We start from the raw sequence: 16,694 nt of genomic DNA, 5'->3' as shown, positions 1-16,694 counted from the left end.
TTTATTGTCCTAACGGAGCAGTGCCCATGAAATTGCACGAAATGAAGCAGAAGCGCGCCACCATCGCCGGTCAGATGCGCAAACTGCACGACGAGAACAGCGAGAAGCGCTGGGATGAAGCCCTGACCAAGCAGTGGGGGGACATGAACCAAGAGCTGCGGGATCTGGATGCGGCCATCGCCCGGGAGGAGCAGCTGCTCAGCCTGGACACCGACGACCTGAACAGCGACCCCGAGCGCCGCTCCCTGATCGACACCGACACCAGTGTCACCGAAGCGCGCCAGATCAAGGTGCTCGACACCATGCTGCGTGGTGGCTTCAGTGCGCTCGATACCGAACAGCGTCAGCTGTTTAAAGAGATGCGCGCCCAGACGGTTGGTACCGGCTCCGAGGGCGGCTTCACCGTGCCGACCGAGTTCCGCAACCGGGTGGCCGAGGCCATGAAGGCGTTCGGCGGCCTCGCCAACATCGCCACCGTGTTCGAGACCGACAGCGGCAACCCCATCACCTGGGCGATCACCGACGGCACCGCCGACGAGGGGGTGATGATCGGCGAGAAAGAAGAGAGCACCGAGCAGGACATGGAGTTTGGTCAGGTGGTCATTGGTGCCAAGAAGATGACCTCCAATATCGTCAAGATCTCCGACGAGCTGCTTCAGGACTCTGGCGTCGATATCGCTGGCCTGATTGCCCGCCGCATCGGCTCCCGTCTGGGTCGTGGTGAGGCCAAGCAGCTGCTCTCCGGCAGCGGTGCCGGCAACAACATCAAGGGGCTGTTGAACCAGGTCACCGGCGGCAAAACATCGGCGGCGTCTGGCGCGATCGCCCATGCCGACCTGCTGGCCCTCAAGCACGCGGTGGATCCGGCTTACCGTGCCGGCACTGCCCGCTGGCTGTTCAACGACAACACCCTGCTCGGCCTCAAGCTGATGAAAGATGGACAGGGGCGCCCGCTCTGGCTGCCTGATATTGCGGGCGTGGCACCCGCCACCATCGACGGCGACCAGTACCAGATCGACCAGGGGATGCCCGATGTGGCCGCGAATGCCAAGGCGGTGGCCTACGGCGATTTCAGCTACCTCCAGATCCGCCGCGTCAAAGGCATGGAGTTGCGCCGCCTGACCGAGAAGTATGCCGAGTTCGGCATGGTCGGTTTCCTGATGTTCCACCGCTTCGACGCCCTGCTCGAAGACAAAGCCGCCGTCAAGGTGTTGACCGTCAAGGCATAACCAATGCCGGGGCATGGCCCCGGCTTGTTTGAGTCGATGTATAGGAGTGCGTTATGCACGTGATTCTTACGACCTCGCTGTTTGGCGAACGGAGCGGCAACGCCGGGGATCCCCTGACCGTTGCCAACCAGGCGGAGGCGGACGAGCTGGTACAAGCCGGGATCGCCAGATACGCCACCGATGGCGATGCCGAGTCCAGCAAGAAACCGACAAGCAAGGGTAAGGGAGGCAGCCGTGCCTCTGCTTGATGTGGTGCTGCTGAAAAAGCAGCTTCGCCTGGACGCCGACGACACTGCCGAGGATGAACTGCTGGAGGTATACCTGGGGGCCGCAGAACAGGCCGCCGCCAACTACATCGGCCGTCAGCTCTACCCGGCGGGGAAGCTGGTGCCTGAGGGCGACAGCTACGGCCTGACCCTCGACAACAAGGCGGTGGTGGCAGCCATTTTGATGCACGCCGCCCAGATGTATGAGAATCGGGAGACCGTTGTCACCGGCATCACCGTCAGCGAAGTGCCCATGGCCTATGCCCATTTGCTGGGCCCGTACCGAATTCTGTATCCTGAGTTGTGAGGGATTGATCACTGTTCCATGGTGCATTTACATTGAATACGATTGGTTTCAAACGATATCCTACTTACCTTTGTTCTAGAGGAGGATAGGATGAAAAAGTGTCTTTCGGTGGCAGTGGCTGTTGGCTTAAGTGGATGTGTTACCTCCCCTGCGGATATGCCTATTAACCCATCAGATAGAGAGTTCTCTCAAATCTATGATGTTCCTAACATGTCAAAGGGACAGATTTATGAGGGCTCTCTGAAGTGGATCGCGGAAAACTTTAAATCAGCCAAGTCGGTCATCGAGTATCAAAATGCTGCTGATGGAGTCTTGATTGGCAATGGCATGATCAATTATCCATGTGCCGGCTTCGAATGTATTGGTAAGGCATCCTGGAGAGTTAAGTTCACGATGAAGGTTGAGACTAAAGACGGTAAGTTTAAAACAGACTTTAAAAACCTTCTTCTCGACATGCCTGCAACTGTCAGTGAATTTGGGTCGTATCCCGCCATGGAACTACCGATTCAAACTCGAGGGGATCTGGATGCTGTGAAACCTAAGCTTCTTGAGTTTGGTGATGAAATGAAGAGTAGCTTCACCGCCAGTCGTTCAGACTGGTAACTTAATCAGCAACATAAACCCGCCATCATGGCGGGTTTTTTTATTGCCGGAGGAAACATGCCTGCAGGCCGCTTGCGAGACCGCATCACCCTGCTGACCCGTCAGACTGGCCGCGATGCCGTTGGCCAGCCTCTCGATGGCTGGGATGAATCCAGCCCCATCTGGGCGGATGTGCAGATGATCGGCGGTCGTGAACAGATGCGGGCCGGGCGAGAGGTGAGTGAGGGGCAGTACAGCATCCGCATTCGCCACCGTCCTGGCGTGACCACCGCGCAGCGCATCCGGCTGGCGGTATCGGGTGAGGTACTGGACATCAAGCTGGCGCAGCCAGACCAGCGCCGCGCCTGGCTGACCATCACCGCCGAGAGGGTCGACCCATGACCACTTCGTTCGATGTGTCCGGCTTTGATGAGCTGGAAAGCCAACTCGCCAACCTGGATTTGGCCGTGCAGAAGAAGGTGCTGCGAGAAGTCGCCCGTACCTCGGCTCAGCCGGTGCTGGCCGATACCCAGTTGCTGTACGAACAGAACTGGGACCACGACACCGGTCAGCTTGGCGAGAGCATCAAGCTGCGGGTCAGCATTCCGCGCAATCCCACCTGGGCCGATGTGGTGGCCTCGGTCGGGGTGTTCAAGAACTACAAGGTGCAGGTGGCGGCAGGCAAGGCCATCGACGCCCCGGTGTACGCCTATTGGCTGGAGCACGGCACCCGCGAGCACAGCCTCGCCTCGGGGGCCAGCCTCAAGAAGCACAGCGATTCTGCCAAGGCGCAGAAGCGCGCCCACCTGCGTCGCGACCGCCCAGGGCAAGAGATTCTTATTCACCCCGGTATCGAGGCGCGCCCTTTTATCCGCCCGGCATTTGACCGCCATATCGAGGATGCGCTCGAGATCCAGCGCACCACGCTGTCAGCGGCCATCGACAAGGCATTGCGATGATTTTCAGAGAAGCGTTTCACCGGCTGATCAGCGGCGCCCTGGGCATTGAGCCATACCCCGGCACCGTGCCTCAAGAGGCCGCGCTGCCGGCGGCGGGCTACTTCCTCACCTCGCCGGTGCAAGCCGCCCGCACCCTGGAGGGCGGGATCACCCTGCAGAGTCACAACTGGCAGATCGACCTGTTCGCCACCCGCCGCACGGAGCTCGACGAGCTGGCCAACCGGCTTTCCGCCCTGGACGGCACCACCACTGATCAGTTTCAACGGGTGACCGTGCTCGATGCGCGGGACGCCAAGAGCGAGGGCGGCAGCGAGCTGCGCGCCATCGTTGAGATCCAAACCACCAATCGGAGAAATAGAGCATGACCACTCCAGCATCCCCGCAAGACGCCGTCCTGGGTGCCGGCACCCTGACCTTCTTCAAGGAGAAGGGCGCCGTCACTGCCTTTCAGCAGGTGATCGGCATGATGAGCATCGGCCAGGTCGGTGAGAAAACCCCAACCCAGGAACAGACGACCCTGGAAGATACGAGTAAGCGCTATATCGCGGGCCTGTTCGACGGCCCCGATAAGGAGCTCAAGGGTAAAGCCTATGACGGCGACGCTGGTCAGGAGGCGTTTTTCACCGCCGCCCGTGCTCGCAAGATCGTCATCATCCAGCACCAGTGGCCGGACGGCGTTACCGCCGAGTATGAAGTGGTGTTGTTGGGCTATATGCGTGACGAGACCGGTGGCGACAAGACCATCGACTGGGTGGTGCCGTGTAAGCAAAACGGCACCGTGACCTGGGGCAAGGCGGCAGGGGGCTAATCAACCATGACGAACAAAAAAACCAAGGCGCCCACTGTCACGGCGGCGGCCCTGCTCAACAAGCTGGCCTATCGGCATGAGCGTGTCCCGGCCCCCGAGTTCGGGGAGGGGATGGAGATCATCGTGCGCGAGATGCCTATCGCCGGGCTGCTCGAATTCCAGCGCCGCAACTTCGACCCTGTCACGGGGCAACCCCTGGCTGATAACCCCTATCAGTGGATGGTCTCCCTGCTCGTGGCCTGTATGGTCAACGAGGATGGAGATCCGCTGGCTACCCAAGACGATGTGCCGCAGCTGATGGACGCCATGCCCATGTCTCTGGTTGACCGGCTGATACCCGTGGCCAAGGCCCTGAACCGGATGGGTGAGCAGGCCACGGAGCAGGAAAAAAACGAATCCGCGCCAGCGACACCCTGAAATGGGTGATCCGGCTGGCGCTGGATCTGCACAAGAGCCTCACGGAGATCATGGCCTTGCCGGTCTCCGAGCTGGATACCTGGGTCGCGTGGTACGCCCTAGAACATGAGCGCCTGCACCCCACTCCGAAAGACCCCAACACCATCACCCCGGAAGAGTCCCGGCAGGCCGTCAAGGCGCTGCTGGGCTAAGGATCCACTATGGCCGTGCTTCGCTCCCTGGTTACGACTCTGGGGCTCAACGCCGCGCAGTTTCGCAGCGAGCTGAAACGTTCCCGAGACGATTTCGCCAGCTTTGGCGGCAGCATCGTCACCGGAGCCAAGGTGGTGGTCGGCGGCGTGCAGGCCACGATCGCACAGATATTCAGCCTGCGCAGTGCGCTGATCGCCCTTGGCTCGGGGGCTGCCCTCGCGGGCATCAAGGCCGCGTATAGTTCGCTGGACCAGACTGCCCAGCTCGGCCGCAACGTGGGCATCGCCGCGCAGCAGTGGCATGCCTACGCCCAGGCCGCAGAGTGGGCGGGCTCCAGTAGTGAGCGGCTGGCGGATGTGATCAAGGATCTCAACGTCAAGATCGCGGACGCCGCCAAGACCGGCGGCGGCCCCATGGCGGACTTTTTCAAGCAGATTGGCCAGTCGGCGCAGTCTTGGGCTGCCCTCTCGCCGGACGAGCAGCTGCGCCGCTTCACCGCCGAGCTGCAGAAGATGAGCGCCAGCGATGCGCGATTCTGGCTCGACGAGCTGAACGACGCCGCCGCCGAGCTGTTCGATACCCTCTACACCCGCAATGGGGAGCTACTGACCTTTGCCGACAGCATCGAGGCGATGGGGATGGCGCTCACCGGTGGCCAGTTCGCCGCCGTGCGCGATGCCCGCCTTGAGCTGGATCGGCTGGTGTCGGTGCTGGGGGCGCTCTGGCAGCAGGTCAAGGCCAGCATGGCCCCGGCCGTGGCGGAGGGTTCCCGCCTGATCAGGACGTGGATCACCGACAGTGCCGAGGCCAAGGGCGGCTTTGCCGAGCTGGGCAAGGGGATTGCGCTCTATGTGATTGATGGCGTGGAGCAGGCCAGCCGCGCCCTGCAGGGGCTGATGCAGTGGGTTGATCAGACCATCAACAAGGTCGAGCCCCTGATGAATGAGTCGATGCGGGCGCCCTACCTCAAGGCCCGCGCCGATCTGTTCGCGGCCCGAGCCGATTACAACGAGGCCAAAAACGCATTCAGTGAGGTTGCCAATGCGGATGGCTCTGTTGGTGAGCACGCCTTCAATCATCTGGCCCAGATGAGTGAGGAGCTCGCCCAGGCGGAGGAAAGGGTCAAGTCGTTTCAGAGCGTCGGAGAGGGCAACGGCTGGGATGGTTATTTCAAGAACCTCGGGTTGCTCCGCCAGAAGATTACCGAAGCCACAACGGCAGGTGATGGCGAGGCGCCTTTGCCTGCGCCTGGCGCTGGCCGCCCGGTCGGGGTGGTGGCGATCCCGGATGCCCCCAAGGCGCCGAAGAAAGCCAAGGCCGCCAATTATGCCGCCGTCGATTCCTTCCGTGAGGAAACCGCGCAGATCGCCCGCGAGCTGGCCAAGCGTCAGGCGCTGCTGGAAAACAGCAATGCCGCCCTGGCGGGAGTTGATCAGCAGTGGTATGACGCCCGCGCGGCGCAGGCCCAGGAGGCCTATGGCGCCTCGATTATCGAAGAGCAGAGCCGCTGGCAGGATGCCCAGTCCCGCCTGCAGCAGCAGTATGCCAGCGCCTATGATGCGGCTGCCGGCAATCACGAACTGCAGATGCAGCTGCAAATGGAGCAATACGGTGCCCGCGAGAAGCTGGAGCAGGATCACCAGGCCCGCCTGCTGCAGATCGAGAACGACCGGGTCAACAAGCAGCGCGAGTATCAGGCTACGGTAGCGGCCGAACTTCTGAGCTTCACCCAGCAGCAGATGAGCATCACCACCTCGGCGATGCAGCAGGCAGGAATGGAGCACACCGGCGTCTACAAGGCGCTGTTTGCCATGCAGAAGGCCGCCGCCATTCCGTCGATCATCGTGTCGACCGAAGAGGCCTCGGCCAAGGCGCTGGCGGCATTCCCCCCGCCGTACAGCCTCGGCCTCGCCGCCAGCGTCAAGGCGATGGGTTATGCCTCGGCGGGTATGGTGGCGGGGCAGGCCATCGCCGGCATGTTCGACAAGGGCGGGTACATCCCGGCCAACCAGTTCGGCATCGTGTCTGAGCTCGGTGATGAGTTCGTCAACGGCACCCTGGTGCGCGGTCCGGCCAATGTGACCAGTCGCCGTGACAGCGCCGCCATTCTCGAGCGGGCAGCAGGGCAGGGCGGTGGCGGTGGCGGGGTGACGGTCATCCAACATCTGGCGGTGTCCGGTGCTGGCGATGCGGCCCTGGCCCTCGCCTGCGAGCAGGCCGCGCGGCAAGGCGCAGAAGCGGGCGCCAGGCAGGGTTATCAGATGGTGGTTGAGGATGTGTCTAGCTACGGCCAGATCCGCAAACTGATAGGGTAAGGACGTATGGCTGAGGTGATTGATTGGCCGGTGGACTTGATCCCCGGTGAGATGAGCCTGGGGCTGGAGAGCATGACCCGATCCTTTGAGTCTCCATGGACGGGCTCGGTGCAGACGGTCGAAACCCCTGGTTCGAAAGTCGTGATGCAGATCAGCTTCAAGGGGTTGCCCGTGGACAAGGCCCGGCGGCTGGAGGCGTTGGTCTTCTCCCTGGATGGGCAGGCAGGCAGGGTGCGCCTCTGGGACTTTGGGGCTCGGCTGGTCGGTAGTCCCCAGCCGGTGCGCGGCGTCCCGGTCGTGACGGAAGCGTTGGCGATGCGCAAGATGTTTACCAGTCGCGGCTGGACGCCAGGCACCAAAGTTTTACAGGTCGGCGACTGGATCCAGATCGGTGATGAGTTGAAGCGGGTGCTGGCCGATGTCACCTCCGACCTGAGCGGTGGCGCATTGATCCGGGTCGCCCCCATGCTGCGTGGCGACTACCCCTCCGGCACCCCTCTTTCGGTGAGCCGTCCCAGCGGGGTGTTCATGTTGCGGGACGACAAGGCGGTGACCTTTCAGCGATCCCCCGGTGTGTTTACCGATGTGTCCCTGTCCTTCGTGGAGAGCTTCTACCCATGATCGTTGGCCTTGACCCCGATGTGATCGCCGCACTGAACCAGCCCCACGTCTCGGCGCTCTATGCGCTCAAGCTGGATCTGGTGAGCGGCGTCAGCCGCGTTCACTCCGGCCTTGGGCCATTGGTGATCGGCGGGGAGACCTACTACGGCGTGGGCTCCATGGGGTCGGTCGGCCCCCAGAAAGAGCAGCTTTCCACCTCGCCGACCAAGCTGACGGTGGCCCTGGGCGGCCTGGACGACAGCATGTTGGCCGAGGTGATGCGCGAGCGTATCGTGGATCGAATGGCCTGGCTCTACCTGGTGGTGATGGGCCCCGATGGGGCGCCGCTCAATGCCAGCCTGCAGTTCAAGGGGCGGATCGCCCAGACCCCCATCAAGGCCGGAAAGACCAATACCATTCAGCTCACCATCTCCAACATCTTCGAGGATTGGCAGAAGGGGCTGAACCTGCGTTGCACCGACGAGAGTCACCGCCGCCTTTACCCCAATGATCGCTTCTTCCGCTACCAGAACGAGATGGCCGACAAGTCTATTTTCTGGGGCTCGAAGAAGGACGCCCCCGGCTTCGTTTATAAGGACTGACCATGCGCCATCCAGACTGGCAACTCCGCATCATCCAGTGCATTCAGGCCGCCTCCGAGCGGCCTTTTTGTTGGGGTGAAAACGACTGCTGTTTGTTCGTGGCGGATGTCTGTCTGGCCGCCTGCGACAAGGATCCCGCAGCCGCCTATCGCGGCCGCTACAGCACCGAGCTCGGCGCCAAGCGGGTGCTGGCCAAGACCCACGGCAGCATCGCCGCCGCCCTCGATGCGCTGTTTGAGCGGGTGCCGGTCACCATGGCTCAGCGCGGCGACGCCCTGGTGTTCGAGGGGCCACAAGGCCAGACCGCCGCCGTGATGTGGGCGGGTCAGGTATGGGCCATGACCGAACAGGGGGCCCGTCCCATCCCCGATGTCGTTCCCCTGTCAGCCTGGAGAGTCGAGTAATGCCCGCTGTTGCCATTCCTATCATTGCCGGTGTCGCCGCCGGTGCGGGCTCGGCCCTGGTGGTCAGCACCGCGACCGCCATCGCCATCGGTACGGCGGTGGCCAGCGCCACCATGATGATCACCGCCAAGAAGCCGAGTCTGGGGGATTACCGCAGCGCCAGCGAGCGCAGCCAGATCTTGCGGGCCGCCGCCAGCGACAAGACATGCACCTATGGCCGGGTGATCTCCTCCGGTCTGATGAGCTTTGCCGCCGAGCAGGCGGGCGAGCAGGAGGAGGGGGAGTGGCTGCACATCGCCCTGGTGATCTCCGGCCACAAGCTCAGCCGGATCGGGGATATCTGGCTTGGCGATGATCTGGTCGGCACCTTCGGGGGGCTGGTCAGCTACGAGCTGCACGTCGATCGGCAGACCTGTGACCCCTTCATGCTGGCGAACTGCGCCGACTGGCGGGAGGACATGATCGGCCAGGGCATCACCTGGTTGCGGATCTCGTTCAAGTTCGATGCCGAGAAGTTCCCGGCTGGCTTGCCTAACATCAAGATCGAGAAGTTCGGCAAGGAGGTGTGGGATCCCCGCGATGGCCAGTGGAAGTGGAGCCGCAACGCCGCCCTGGTGATCCTCGATTACTATCGCACCTGGCTCAACGTGCCGGACGATGAGCTGCGGCTCGATGAGTTTATCCAGGCCGCGAACATCTGTGACGAACTGGTGGCCATTCCCGGCGGCGGCACCGAGCCGCGCTACAGCCTCGATGTCGAGTTCGATCTGGGGGAGGCGCGCGTCAAGGTGCTGGAGGCCATGCACATGGCCTGCGCCGCTCAGCCGACCTATGTGGGCGGCAAGCACGGCATCATCGCCGGGGCTTACTACGGCCCCGCCAGCGACGAGCTGCGAGCGCACCAGATTGTCGGCGATACGGAGCTGCTGCCGGAACCCCCCAGCAGCGACAAGATCAACCAGGTGGCGGGCACCTTCGTCGACCCTGTCTCCTTCAAGAAGACCGACTTTCCCGCCGTGATCGTGCCGGAGTGGGTCGAAGAGGACGGCGGCCAGCCGCTGGTCGAAGATCTCGATCTGCGCTGTGTCACCAGCGAGCACCAGGCCCAGCGCCTGGCCAACATCATCCTGCGTCAGCGCCGCAATGCCCGTACTCTCACCTGCAGCGTCAACCTGTCCGGCTGGCGCTACCGCCCCGGCCAGACCATCAGGCTCTACATTCCCGCGCTGGGTATTCAGGGGCCGGAGTTTCGGGTCAGTGACTGGGCTTTCAGCCTCAACAACGGGGTGGACCTGACCCTGCGGGAGGACTCCCCGCTGTTCTGGGCCGATGCCATCGGCAAGCCCATGACCCGGCCAGAGATCACCGAGTTGCCGACCGGCGGCGTGGCCATGCCCGACCAGCTGCGCTACGAGGTGGAGCAGTTGGGCGAGGTGCTGCAAGGGGTGTTGTCGTGGCAGAACTCGGGCCGCATTGCGTACAACCAGGTGATCGTGCAGCGCCTGGCGCAGGGGGCCACCCCGGTCACGGTGATGACCGCCCAGGTGCCCGGCCAGTCGTGCCGCATCAACGGCCTCGCCGCCGGCAACTACGTCGCCATGGTGCGCGCCGTGGCCCTCACCGGTGCCCATTCGCCGGTGGCCGCGGTCAACTTCACCATCGCCGTGCCGGCCACCCCGACCGGGGTGGAGGTAGAGGCGGGCAACTGGGCGCTGGCCCTGCGTCCCCTGTTTGCCGGTGGCCACGACTACAGCGTGTTGTGCGAATGGTGGTGGAGCCATATCGATCACCCCCTCGGCGAGGCAATGGCGAAGGCAACCCCGGCCGGGATCGCCGCCTACATGACCCTGCAGGGGCTGCGGCCGGACACCGAGTATTTCGTCTGGCTGCGGGCGGTCAACGCCTACGGCAAGTCGGGGCTGATCGCCGCCAGGGCGCGCACCAGTTACGACGTCGCCTCTATTCTCGATGTGCTGGATGGGGAGATCGGCGCCGAGCAACTTCGTCAGGAGCTGCGCGAGCCAATCGAGCGGATCCCCGAGCTGGAAGAAATGACCGATGGGCATGCAGCTTCAATCGCCGAGTTGCAGGAGGTGGTGCTGGGTGATGGGTCATCCGTAGTCAGTAAGCTGGAAACTCTCACCGCCGCCGTTGACCTGGCGGCCGAGGCTGCCCTTGGTGGGGCGCTGGGCGCTGCAACGGAGGCTGACCGCCAGCGGCGTTCGATCGGCCAGATCCGGCATGAACAAAAGATATTGGTAGACCAGACCAAGGCGCTGGCTGAAACCGTTGATACGGTGCAGGTTGAGCTCGATGAAACATCCGCCGCCGTACAGACGGTGGCCCGTGCTCAGGCTGATCTCGCTGGGCAAGTCGAGGCGGGCTGGTACACTAAGGCCCAGATCAACGGTGAGGGGGGCGGCTTTGGCCTGTCTGTGCAGCTCACCGAGGATGGCTCAGTGCTGAGCTCCTTCGTGATCGATGCCGACGTGTTTGCCGTGCTCTCCCGCGCGATAGGGGAAACCTCAACGCGTCATCCGTTTGTGGTCAAAAATGGCAGCGTCTACATGAATCATGCGCTGATGGACACGGCGGAAATTGGCAATGTGATCGCCAAGTATATCGATGTGCAGCATCTGGTGGGCGCGCTGATCGAGGGCGGCTCGTTCCGGGGCGGGGATCTCTGGATCGGGGAAAATCCGGCGGGCGAGTTCGTTGCATACGGAAAAAATTGGAATGCCGGCATCGATTCCAATGGGCAGTTTTTTGGCAGCAATGTGTATTTTTCTGGCGGGACATTTAAAGGGAACATGGTTGCGAATTCCGGCACCCTGAACAATGTCACTATCCTCGAGACCTGCTCGATTCTGGGGACGCTATCAGCTGACCGGATCGTGGGGGATGTAGCCAAGGTGTATGCCCTGGAGACCTTCCTCGTGGGCGACAGCTTGACGATCACCATCCCCGCCTATACCCGAGCCAGGCATCTAGTGATCTCGGGTATCGAGATTTATGCCAAGGGCTCTACCCAGGGTGGTGGTGGCGATCATGCCGATAGGGATATCACCGCCTCCGCCTCCTGTTCAGTCAGCATAAACGGGGTAGTGAGTGGCGATTCGGTCTCCGCGAGTGGGGCTGGCAGTTACGCCAGCACGATCTGCGGTAAGAACCAGTCCATTCCTGCGAACCAGGCGACGACCGTAACCATTTCATTCACTGGAGGCTACCGGCTGCGGGGCAGCGTGATGATGGTATTTATGCAGTGATCAACCAACCGAACTCAAACAAGCCCGACCCTGTGTCGGGCTTCTTATTTTCAGGAGTCTGATAAATGGCAGGGATCTGGTATCGCGGCGGCACCGTCACCGTCACAAATGGAAGTAAAAAGGTTACGGGCTTAATGACTCAGTGGCAGACATCGACCTGGAACGTGGACAAGGGCCACACCTTCTACAGCGCTGACGGCAAGCCTTACGAGGTCGATTATGTCGAGAGTGATACCGTGCTCTATCTCGTGTCGGCTTATGGCGGGCCCACGGTGGACAGCCAGAGCTATGCCATCGACATCACCCGCACCGGGACTATTCCCGCCTTATCGCGCCAAGTATCGGAACAGCTCGCCTATTCCCAGGCTCAGTACGAGAGCTGGGAGCAGATCCTGACCGGCACCGATATGGTGACCCTGACGGCGCCGGATGGGCAACAACTACAGGTGCTCTCGATTTCCGCCATGCAGGGGCTGATTAATATTGTGGCTGAAGGGCAACAGGCCGGTGTGGTGGTCTTTCAAACACTGGCATCGTTGCAGGCGCATGTGCCAACGGCGGAACAAGTACAAGGGTCGTTTAAAGTAGTCAATGACTCCACTACGACCAAGAACGGCTACTACAGCTACAACGGCAGTGCCTATGTAAAAGATGCCTCGCTGGTTGCAGGGACTGTCTCACCGGCCAATACCAGCGATGCCGTCAGCGGTAAGGCCGTGGCGGATTATGCAGCCCCCATCTGGAAAGCGGATTCGGCACATGACAACACGGTCGCCATCGGCCTATCTCTGAACTATCCAAATCTACACTCAGACCCGACAGCGACTACTGTTCCGGGTAAATATAAGTGGAGACCAGTAGGGTATGAGAAGGTAAACGTTGGCGGTAAACCGGCCATCGCCATCGGCCCGCAGACTAGTGCCCTTTTCAACGTCAACGATCCACAAACGGCCTTCCCGTCGGGTTATCTGAGTGCAGGCTGTCTGCTACTGTCCAAGCAGGGCACCGCTGTAGCCGGACAGCAATTCCGACACATGATCCTGCAATTTGACTCTGGCGGGGCTGAAATACGTCGAGATACCATCGGTACGTACACCAATGCGACCGTTATTTCGTCACCTGTCTGGCTGGAAATGGCGGCAATCCCAGTGATGCCGAATGCGGCCAAGATTTACCATTATTCAGATGGCAATGCCAACGATAGGGTGCTGCTCACCAACTTCTATATCGCTGACGGAGTGTACAAAGGATTCCGCAATCCACTCCCTATTGAAAAAGTGGCTGTGGCGCCGATTATCTACACCGCGCTTAAAAATATGTTCAGTCCGTCCTCGTTGACAGATGCCGCCTATTGGGACAATGGTAACGTCACGAAAACGCCGTCCATCGACATGACATCGAATAAACGGGTCATGACGTTCATCACGGCCAACACGGCGTATACACTGGCAAAGACTGTATTCAAAGCGGATGATTTCGCAGGGGCTTCCGTATTTTCTTGGGCAGTCAATGTGTTGGGTAAAATCGGTGTGCCTGTCTATGCCCGTATTTTGGTCATACAGAGGGACAGTTCCGGCGTAGAATTGTCCAGAACAGTCGGTGACATCAGCGCGCTCAGTACGTTCCCCGCAGTGGTATCACAGACATCTATCGCCATTGACGCAAAGATGTCGTATGTAGAGTTCTATGCAGATAGCGGTAATGTTCTCAATGCCGGATTTAAGCTGACTGATATTTGTCTGAGGTTGGGCAGTTCTGCTGAGATGGTGGAGTCCGAAACTCCAGTATTGCGCCAGCAAAACCTGATCCCCAGTCCGAATTATGCCGTTGAGGAAATATTTGGCCCGAGTGTGACAGGCGCTCGTATCAACGGGATTGATACTCTTAGTGTGTCTGGTACTGCACCAGGGACAACCGGCGCTCGAATTTACGCAGATGCGATCAATGAACTGGCACCCGGTAAGAAGATCTACTTTGGCTGTGAATCCCTGCTAAATGTGAGCACGGGGGTAATCAATTCCAACTCCAAGTTTGATCTGGTTATCCTCTTTCTGCGTTCCGATGGTTCGGAAATATCCCGACTTACCCGTACACAGATGGCACTCGGCACAGTCGAAAAATTAACCATCTCTGGCTCCATCCCTGCCGCCTGTACCCGAATTCAACTTCGCCCTACTTGGACGGCCAACAGTGGCGTGGATATCACTGGCACTGTGCAGCACTTGTATGCTGCCACATTACCAGAAAAATCAGCCACCATTGTTGAATGGCAATTGGTAGCCGCAACATCTGCTACCACCGCGGAGGTCTATGTCAGCACGACCGGTGTTGATACCAATCTGGGTACATCATCCAGTCCTGTTTTGACATTTAGCAAGGCCGCGAAATTGCTCGGCGGGCGCGGAACTATTCGGGTGAAAGATGATGGGGTATATCCTGTGCAGTCCATCTCCGGGGCGGATCTGAGCAATATCACCATCGTCAGCAACTCCAAGACCAAGCCGCATATTCGTGCCGGGACTCGGCAGCAGGGCTTTGTGCTCACATCCGGCGAGACTGACATCTATGAATTGACCACCACCGATCCGGCTGCTGCGTGGATTTGGGAGGGGTATGTCAACGACTCGACCACATTGATCACCGATGCTGAACGTGAGCCGCAGCATGGCGGTCGGACTCATCGGCTTGAGCACACTAAGTTGTACAAACAGGTGTCACTGGCTGCTCTGAAAACTGCCAGTCGCGGCTATTACTACGGCAGCGGCAAGCTGTACATCAAGCTGGCCGGCTCTTATGCGAGCGTTGCAGAGGCCTATATCACCTACTCAGGTGCTAACGGGCTGTCGTTGACTAATGGTGTAAACGTACATGTGCAAGACATCGTGGTGGATTTCGGCTCGATCAGCGTGCTCGGTTCCAAGAATCCCACACTGGTCAACATGGAATCCATTGGGTCGGCTGGGCAGGGCATTATCGGTGATGTTGCCAGAGGGGAGTTGCGTAACTGTCGCACGGCGGGGGCGCTGAATGACGGTCAGAACTTCCATAACACAGTCGGCCAGGTGATCATCGGCTCGGTGTGGTCACGCTTCAACTGCTGGTCTCACGACAACGGTGATGATGGCGAGTCGATGCACGAGCACTGTGTCGGTAATACATGGGGCGGGTTGTATGAGTACAATGCAGACCGGGGAGCCGCCCCTTCATACGGCTCTCACACCTCATATTACAACTTGAAAACCAAATACAACGGGTATGGTGGTACACCCTCCAATGGCGCATGGGGAGAGGGCATTGCGCTAGTCGGTGAGAATCAAGAGACGGGCACCAATGGTACTTCTGTCGAGTGCTACAACTGCGTCGATGTCGGCTCAAATATCGGCTACGCCAACCACGGGTCAGATGCAGCCAATGGACAGGTGTCTAGTATGCGCCTGTATGATTGCAAGTCGTATAAGTCCAAGTCAGTTGCTTATTCTGCTCGATATGGCTCGACGTTGAAGCTGCACGACTGCCGCGAAAGCGGGGCGTTGGGGCTGGTCGAATACGTTGAGAGTGGCAGTAAAATCGAAAAAAATAACACTGCTGCGTTGGTGTAGAGATTGTGTGAACCCGCCCCGGCCCTGTGTCGGGGTTTTCATTTTTCGCCTGGGCCGACAAGGTAGGAGGCTAACCCACTACTCTGACCCCGATCAGTGATGTGATATTGGTCTCAGAGTTTACGTTGGTACAAAGTCAGGTACAGAAGTATTAGACATAGATTTTATTTGTTTAAAATCAAGTTATTGTTGTGCAGTCTCATAGTCGTGGAAGTAGAACGTGGGCCCGCTGGCCGGGTGCGCTGATGTGCTCATGTTGCTCGAAAGGAGTATCCGATGACGGCGGCGCCTGGCGCCTGGGTGGGGGTGCCATGCACCGCAATTGCCTGCATGGTAAACCATCGCGCTGGCAGAGCGAAGTCCGGGGCGTTCGCCTGGCGCTTTAATGGGCAGTGGGCGTTGTCCGTGAGCCTGGTCATCCCATCGGTCCGGCTCAGGGCTGGGGAAAGTGAGGAGTCAGGGTATTGAGGTCCAGCAGGGTGAAGTAGCCGCCCTCATCGGGATACCAGCCGCCGGTGTCGATGTAGTGGACGTTGCCAAGGCGCACCGGCACCCTCACCGGAGTGTGGCCCACCACCAGGGCGGCGAGATCCGCGACCCCGCTCTCGTCCAGCCGTTCGATACGGCGCCTTGACCAGAGGCAGACGTTCTTGATGGCCCGAAGCCGTCCGCCGCTCACCCCGGCATCGAGTTGGTCCAGCAGCCCCTGCCAGGAGGAGAAGGGACAATCGGCGTGAAGCAGCCCGACCGGACCGGCCGTGGTGGCCACCTCGATGACCAGGGGCAGGCTGCGGTAGTGGACGGCGAACGCCGCCTGCTCGGCAGGGGTCAGCTGCTGAAACCAGCCGCCGCCGTTTCGGATCCAGTTCTCCCGATCGCAGCTCTCGTAACGGCAGACGTAGTCGTCGTGATTGCCGCAGACCGGGTGAAACCAGGGTCTGGCCAGCCAGTGGATCACCTCGCTGCACTCGGGCCCGCGATCCGCCAGATCCCCGACGCTGAAGAGACGGTCCCGGGCGGGATCAAAATCCAGGGTGTCGAGGGCCTGCTGCAACAGGGCGAAGTGGCCGTGGATGTCGCCGACGGCCAGATCGCGCCCCTGGGCGTTTTGGGGGAAGCGTCTTATCAGGGGGGAGGGTGTCATGGCG

The 16,694-nt window shown here is 60.5% G+C and carries 17 protein-coding genes; 16 read left to right on the top strand and 1 reads right to left on the bottom strand.

Annotated features, from left to right (window positions below):
* Nucleotides 1-26: 26 nt before the first annotated feature.
* The 16 genes from MUW49_RS16095 to MUW49_RS16020 all read left to right on the top strand — a co-directional run bounded on the left by MUW49_RS16095 (nucleotide 27) and on the right by MUW49_RS16020 (nucleotide 15,546).
* Nucleotides 27-1,229, top strand: coding sequence for a phage major capsid protein (locus tag MUW49_RS16095; RefSeq protein ID WP_128341913.1), 1,203 nt, complete (start codon nucleotides 27-29; stop codon nucleotides 1,227-1,229).
* Between the two features lie 53 nt (nucleotides 1,230-1,282).
* Nucleotides 1,283-1,477 (top strand): hypothetical protein, encoded by a 195-nt coding sequence (locus MUW49_RS16090; RefSeq protein ID WP_244812954.1) that lies wholly within the window; start codon nucleotides 1,283-1,285, stop codon nucleotides 1,475-1,477.
* Nucleotides 1,464-1,802 (top strand): head-tail connector protein, encoded by a 339-nt coding sequence (locus MUW49_RS16085; RefSeq protein ID WP_244812953.1) that lies wholly within the window; start codon nucleotides 1,464-1,466, stop codon nucleotides 1,800-1,802. Before MUW49_RS16090 ends, MUW49_RS16085 begins: the two co-directional genes overlap by 14 nt.
* A 90-nt stretch (nucleotides 1,803-1,892) precedes the next feature.
* Complete coding sequence (locus tag MUW49_RS16080) at nucleotides 1,893-2,405, top strand: DUF4468 domain-containing protein (RefSeq protein WP_164884650.1); 513 nt, start codon at nucleotides 1,893-1,895, stop codon at nucleotides 2,403-2,405.
* 57 nt (nucleotides 2,406-2,462) lie between these two features.
* On the top strand, nucleotides 2,463-2,786 hold the full coding sequence (locus tag MUW49_RS16075; RefSeq protein ID WP_241871154.1) for a phage head closure protein: 324 nt from the start codon (nucleotides 2,463-2,465) through the stop codon (nucleotides 2,784-2,786).
* Nucleotides 2,783-3,343 carry an HK97-gp10 family putative phage morphogenesis protein gene (locus MUW49_RS16070; protein WP_104452835.1) on the top strand — a complete coding sequence of 187 codons (561 nt, stop codon included), beginning with the start codon at nucleotides 2,783-2,785 and terminating at the stop codon, nucleotides 3,341-3,343. The genes MUW49_RS16075 and MUW49_RS16070 overlap by 4 nt, the downstream gene beginning before the upstream one ends.
* Entirely contained in the window at nucleotides 3,340-3,708 is a 369-nt protein-coding gene (locus tag MUW49_RS16065) for a hypothetical protein (protein ID WP_104452836.1), read from the top strand. Before MUW49_RS16070 ends, MUW49_RS16065 begins: the two co-directional genes overlap by 4 nt.
* Nucleotides 3,705-4,151: a hypothetical protein gene (locus MUW49_RS16060; RefSeq protein WP_244812952.1), complete on the top strand. Its 447-nt coding sequence runs from the start codon at nucleotides 3,705-3,707 to the stop codon at nucleotides 4,149-4,151. Before MUW49_RS16065 ends, MUW49_RS16060 begins: the two co-directional genes overlap by 4 nt.
* 6 nt (nucleotides 4,152-4,157) lie before the next feature.
* Nucleotides 4,158-4,568, top strand: a complete 411-nt coding sequence (locus tag MUW49_RS16055; protein WP_244812951.1) for a hypothetical protein — start codon at nucleotides 4,158-4,160, stop codon at nucleotides 4,566-4,568.
* A gap of 5 nt (nucleotides 4,569-4,573) precedes the next feature.
* Nucleotides 4,574-4,759: a hypothetical protein gene (locus MUW49_RS16050; RefSeq protein ID WP_223940203.1), complete on the top strand. Its 186-nt coding sequence runs from the start codon at nucleotides 4,574-4,576 to the stop codon at nucleotides 4,757-4,759.
* 9 nt (nucleotides 4,760-4,768) lie between these two features.
* Nucleotides 4,769-7,075 carry a hypothetical protein gene (locus MUW49_RS16045; RefSeq protein WP_244812950.1) on the top strand — a complete coding sequence of 769 codons (2,307 nt, stop codon included), beginning with the start codon at nucleotides 4,769-4,771 and terminating at the stop codon, nucleotides 7,073-7,075.
* A 6-nt stretch (nucleotides 7,076-7,081) separates the two neighbouring features.
* Nucleotides 7,082-7,696, top strand: coding sequence for a hypothetical protein (locus MUW49_RS16040; protein ID WP_244812949.1), 615 nt, complete (start codon nucleotides 7,082-7,084; stop codon nucleotides 7,694-7,696).
* The gene (locus tag MUW49_RS16035) at nucleotides 7,693-8,277 is read left to right on the top strand and encodes a hypothetical protein (protein ID WP_180911653.1); all 585 of its coding nucleotides are present in this window, start codon (nucleotides 7,693-7,695) and stop codon (nucleotides 8,275-8,277) included. The genes MUW49_RS16040 and MUW49_RS16035 overlap by 4 nt, the downstream gene beginning before the upstream one ends.
* 2 nt (nucleotides 8,278-8,279) lie before the next feature.
* On the top strand, nucleotides 8,280-8,681 hold the full coding sequence (locus tag MUW49_RS16030) for a hypothetical protein (protein ID WP_180911654.1): 402 nt from the start codon (nucleotides 8,280-8,282) through the stop codon (nucleotides 8,679-8,681).
* The gene (locus tag MUW49_RS16025) at nucleotides 8,681-11,947 is read left to right on the top strand and encodes a DUF1983 domain-containing protein (RefSeq protein ID WP_244812948.1); all 3,267 of its coding nucleotides are present in this window, start codon (nucleotides 8,681-8,683) and stop codon (nucleotides 11,945-11,947) included. The genes MUW49_RS16030 and MUW49_RS16025 overlap by 1 nt, the downstream gene beginning before the upstream one ends.
* A 65-nt stretch (nucleotides 11,948-12,012) precedes the next feature.
* On the top strand, nucleotides 12,013-15,546 hold the full coding sequence (locus tag MUW49_RS16020; protein ID WP_244812947.1) for a hypothetical protein: 3,534 nt from the start codon (nucleotides 12,013-12,015) through the stop codon (nucleotides 15,544-15,546).
* Nucleotides 15,547-15,979: 433 nt separating this feature from the next.
* Here MUW49_RS16020 and MUW49_RS16015 read toward each other — a convergent pair whose 3' ends face one another.
* Complete coding sequence (locus MUW49_RS16015; protein WP_244812946.1) at nucleotides 15,980-16,690, bottom strand: metallophosphoesterase; 711 nt, start codon at nucleotides 16,688-16,690, stop codon at nucleotides 15,980-15,982.
* Nucleotides 16,691-16,694: the final 4 nt, after the last annotated feature.

The organism is Aeromonas sp. LsrichE-8G (assembly GCF_022869435.1).
GTDB lineage: Bacteria > Pseudomonadota > Gammaproteobacteria > Enterobacterales > Aeromonadaceae > Aeromonas > Aeromonas caviae.
The sequence above is the reverse complement of the archived record's forward strand: the minus strand, read 5'-3'. Positions and strand labels throughout refer to the sequence as shown.

Coding starts and splice junctions, on each gene's coding strand:
- MUW49_RS16040 (WP_244812949.1), top strand. CDS start 7,082: ATGGCTGAGGTGATTGATTGGCCGGTGGACTTGATCCCCGGTGAGATG.
- MUW49_RS16035 (WP_180911653.1), top strand. CDS start 7,693: ATGATCGTTGGCCTTGACCCCGATGTGATCGCCGCACTGAACCAGCCC.
- MUW49_RS16065 (WP_104452836.1), top strand. CDS start 3,340: ATGATTTTCAGAGAAGCGTTTCACCGGCTGATCAGCGGCGCCCTGGGC.
- MUW49_RS16060 (WP_244812952.1), top strand. CDS start 3,705: ATGACCACTCCAGCATCCCCGCAAGACGCCGTCCTGGGTGCCGGCACC.
- MUW49_RS16080 (WP_164884650.1), top strand. CDS start 1,893: ATGAAAAAGTGTCTTTCGGTGGCAGTGGCTGTTGGCTTAAGTGGATGT.
- MUW49_RS16075 (WP_241871154.1), top strand. CDS start 2,463: ATGCCTGCAGGCCGCTTGCGAGACCGCATCACCCTGCTGACCCGTCAG.
- MUW49_RS16020 (WP_244812947.1), top strand. CDS start 12,013: ATGGCAGGGATCTGGTATCGCGGCGGCACCGTCACCGTCACAAATGGA.
- MUW49_RS16015 (WP_244812946.1), bottom strand. CDS start 16,690: ATGACACCCTCCCCCCTGATAAGACGCTTCCCCCAAAACGCCCAGGGG.
- MUW49_RS16070 (WP_104452835.1), top strand. CDS start 2,783: ATGACCACTTCGTTCGATGTGTCCGGCTTTGATGAGCTGGAAAGCCAA.
- MUW49_RS16030 (WP_180911654.1), top strand. CDS start 8,280: ATGCGCCATCCAGACTGGCAACTCCGCATCATCCAGTGCATTCAGGCC.
- MUW49_RS16055 (WP_244812951.1), top strand. CDS start 4,158: ATGACGAACAAAAAAACCAAGGCGCCCACTGTCACGGCGGCGGCCCTG.
- MUW49_RS16095 (WP_128341913.1), top strand. CDS start 27: ATGAAATTGCACGAAATGAAGCAGAAGCGCGCCACCATCGCCGGTCAG.
- MUW49_RS16045 (WP_244812950.1), top strand. CDS start 4,769: ATGGCCGTGCTTCGCTCCCTGGTTACGACTCTGGGGCTCAACGCCGCG.
- MUW49_RS16090 (WP_244812954.1), top strand. CDS start 1,283: ATGCACGTGATTCTTACGACCTCGCTGTTTGGCGAACGGAGCGGCAAC.
- MUW49_RS16025 (WP_244812948.1), top strand. CDS start 8,681: ATGCCCGCTGTTGCCATTCCTATCATTGCCGGTGTCGCCGCCGGTGCG.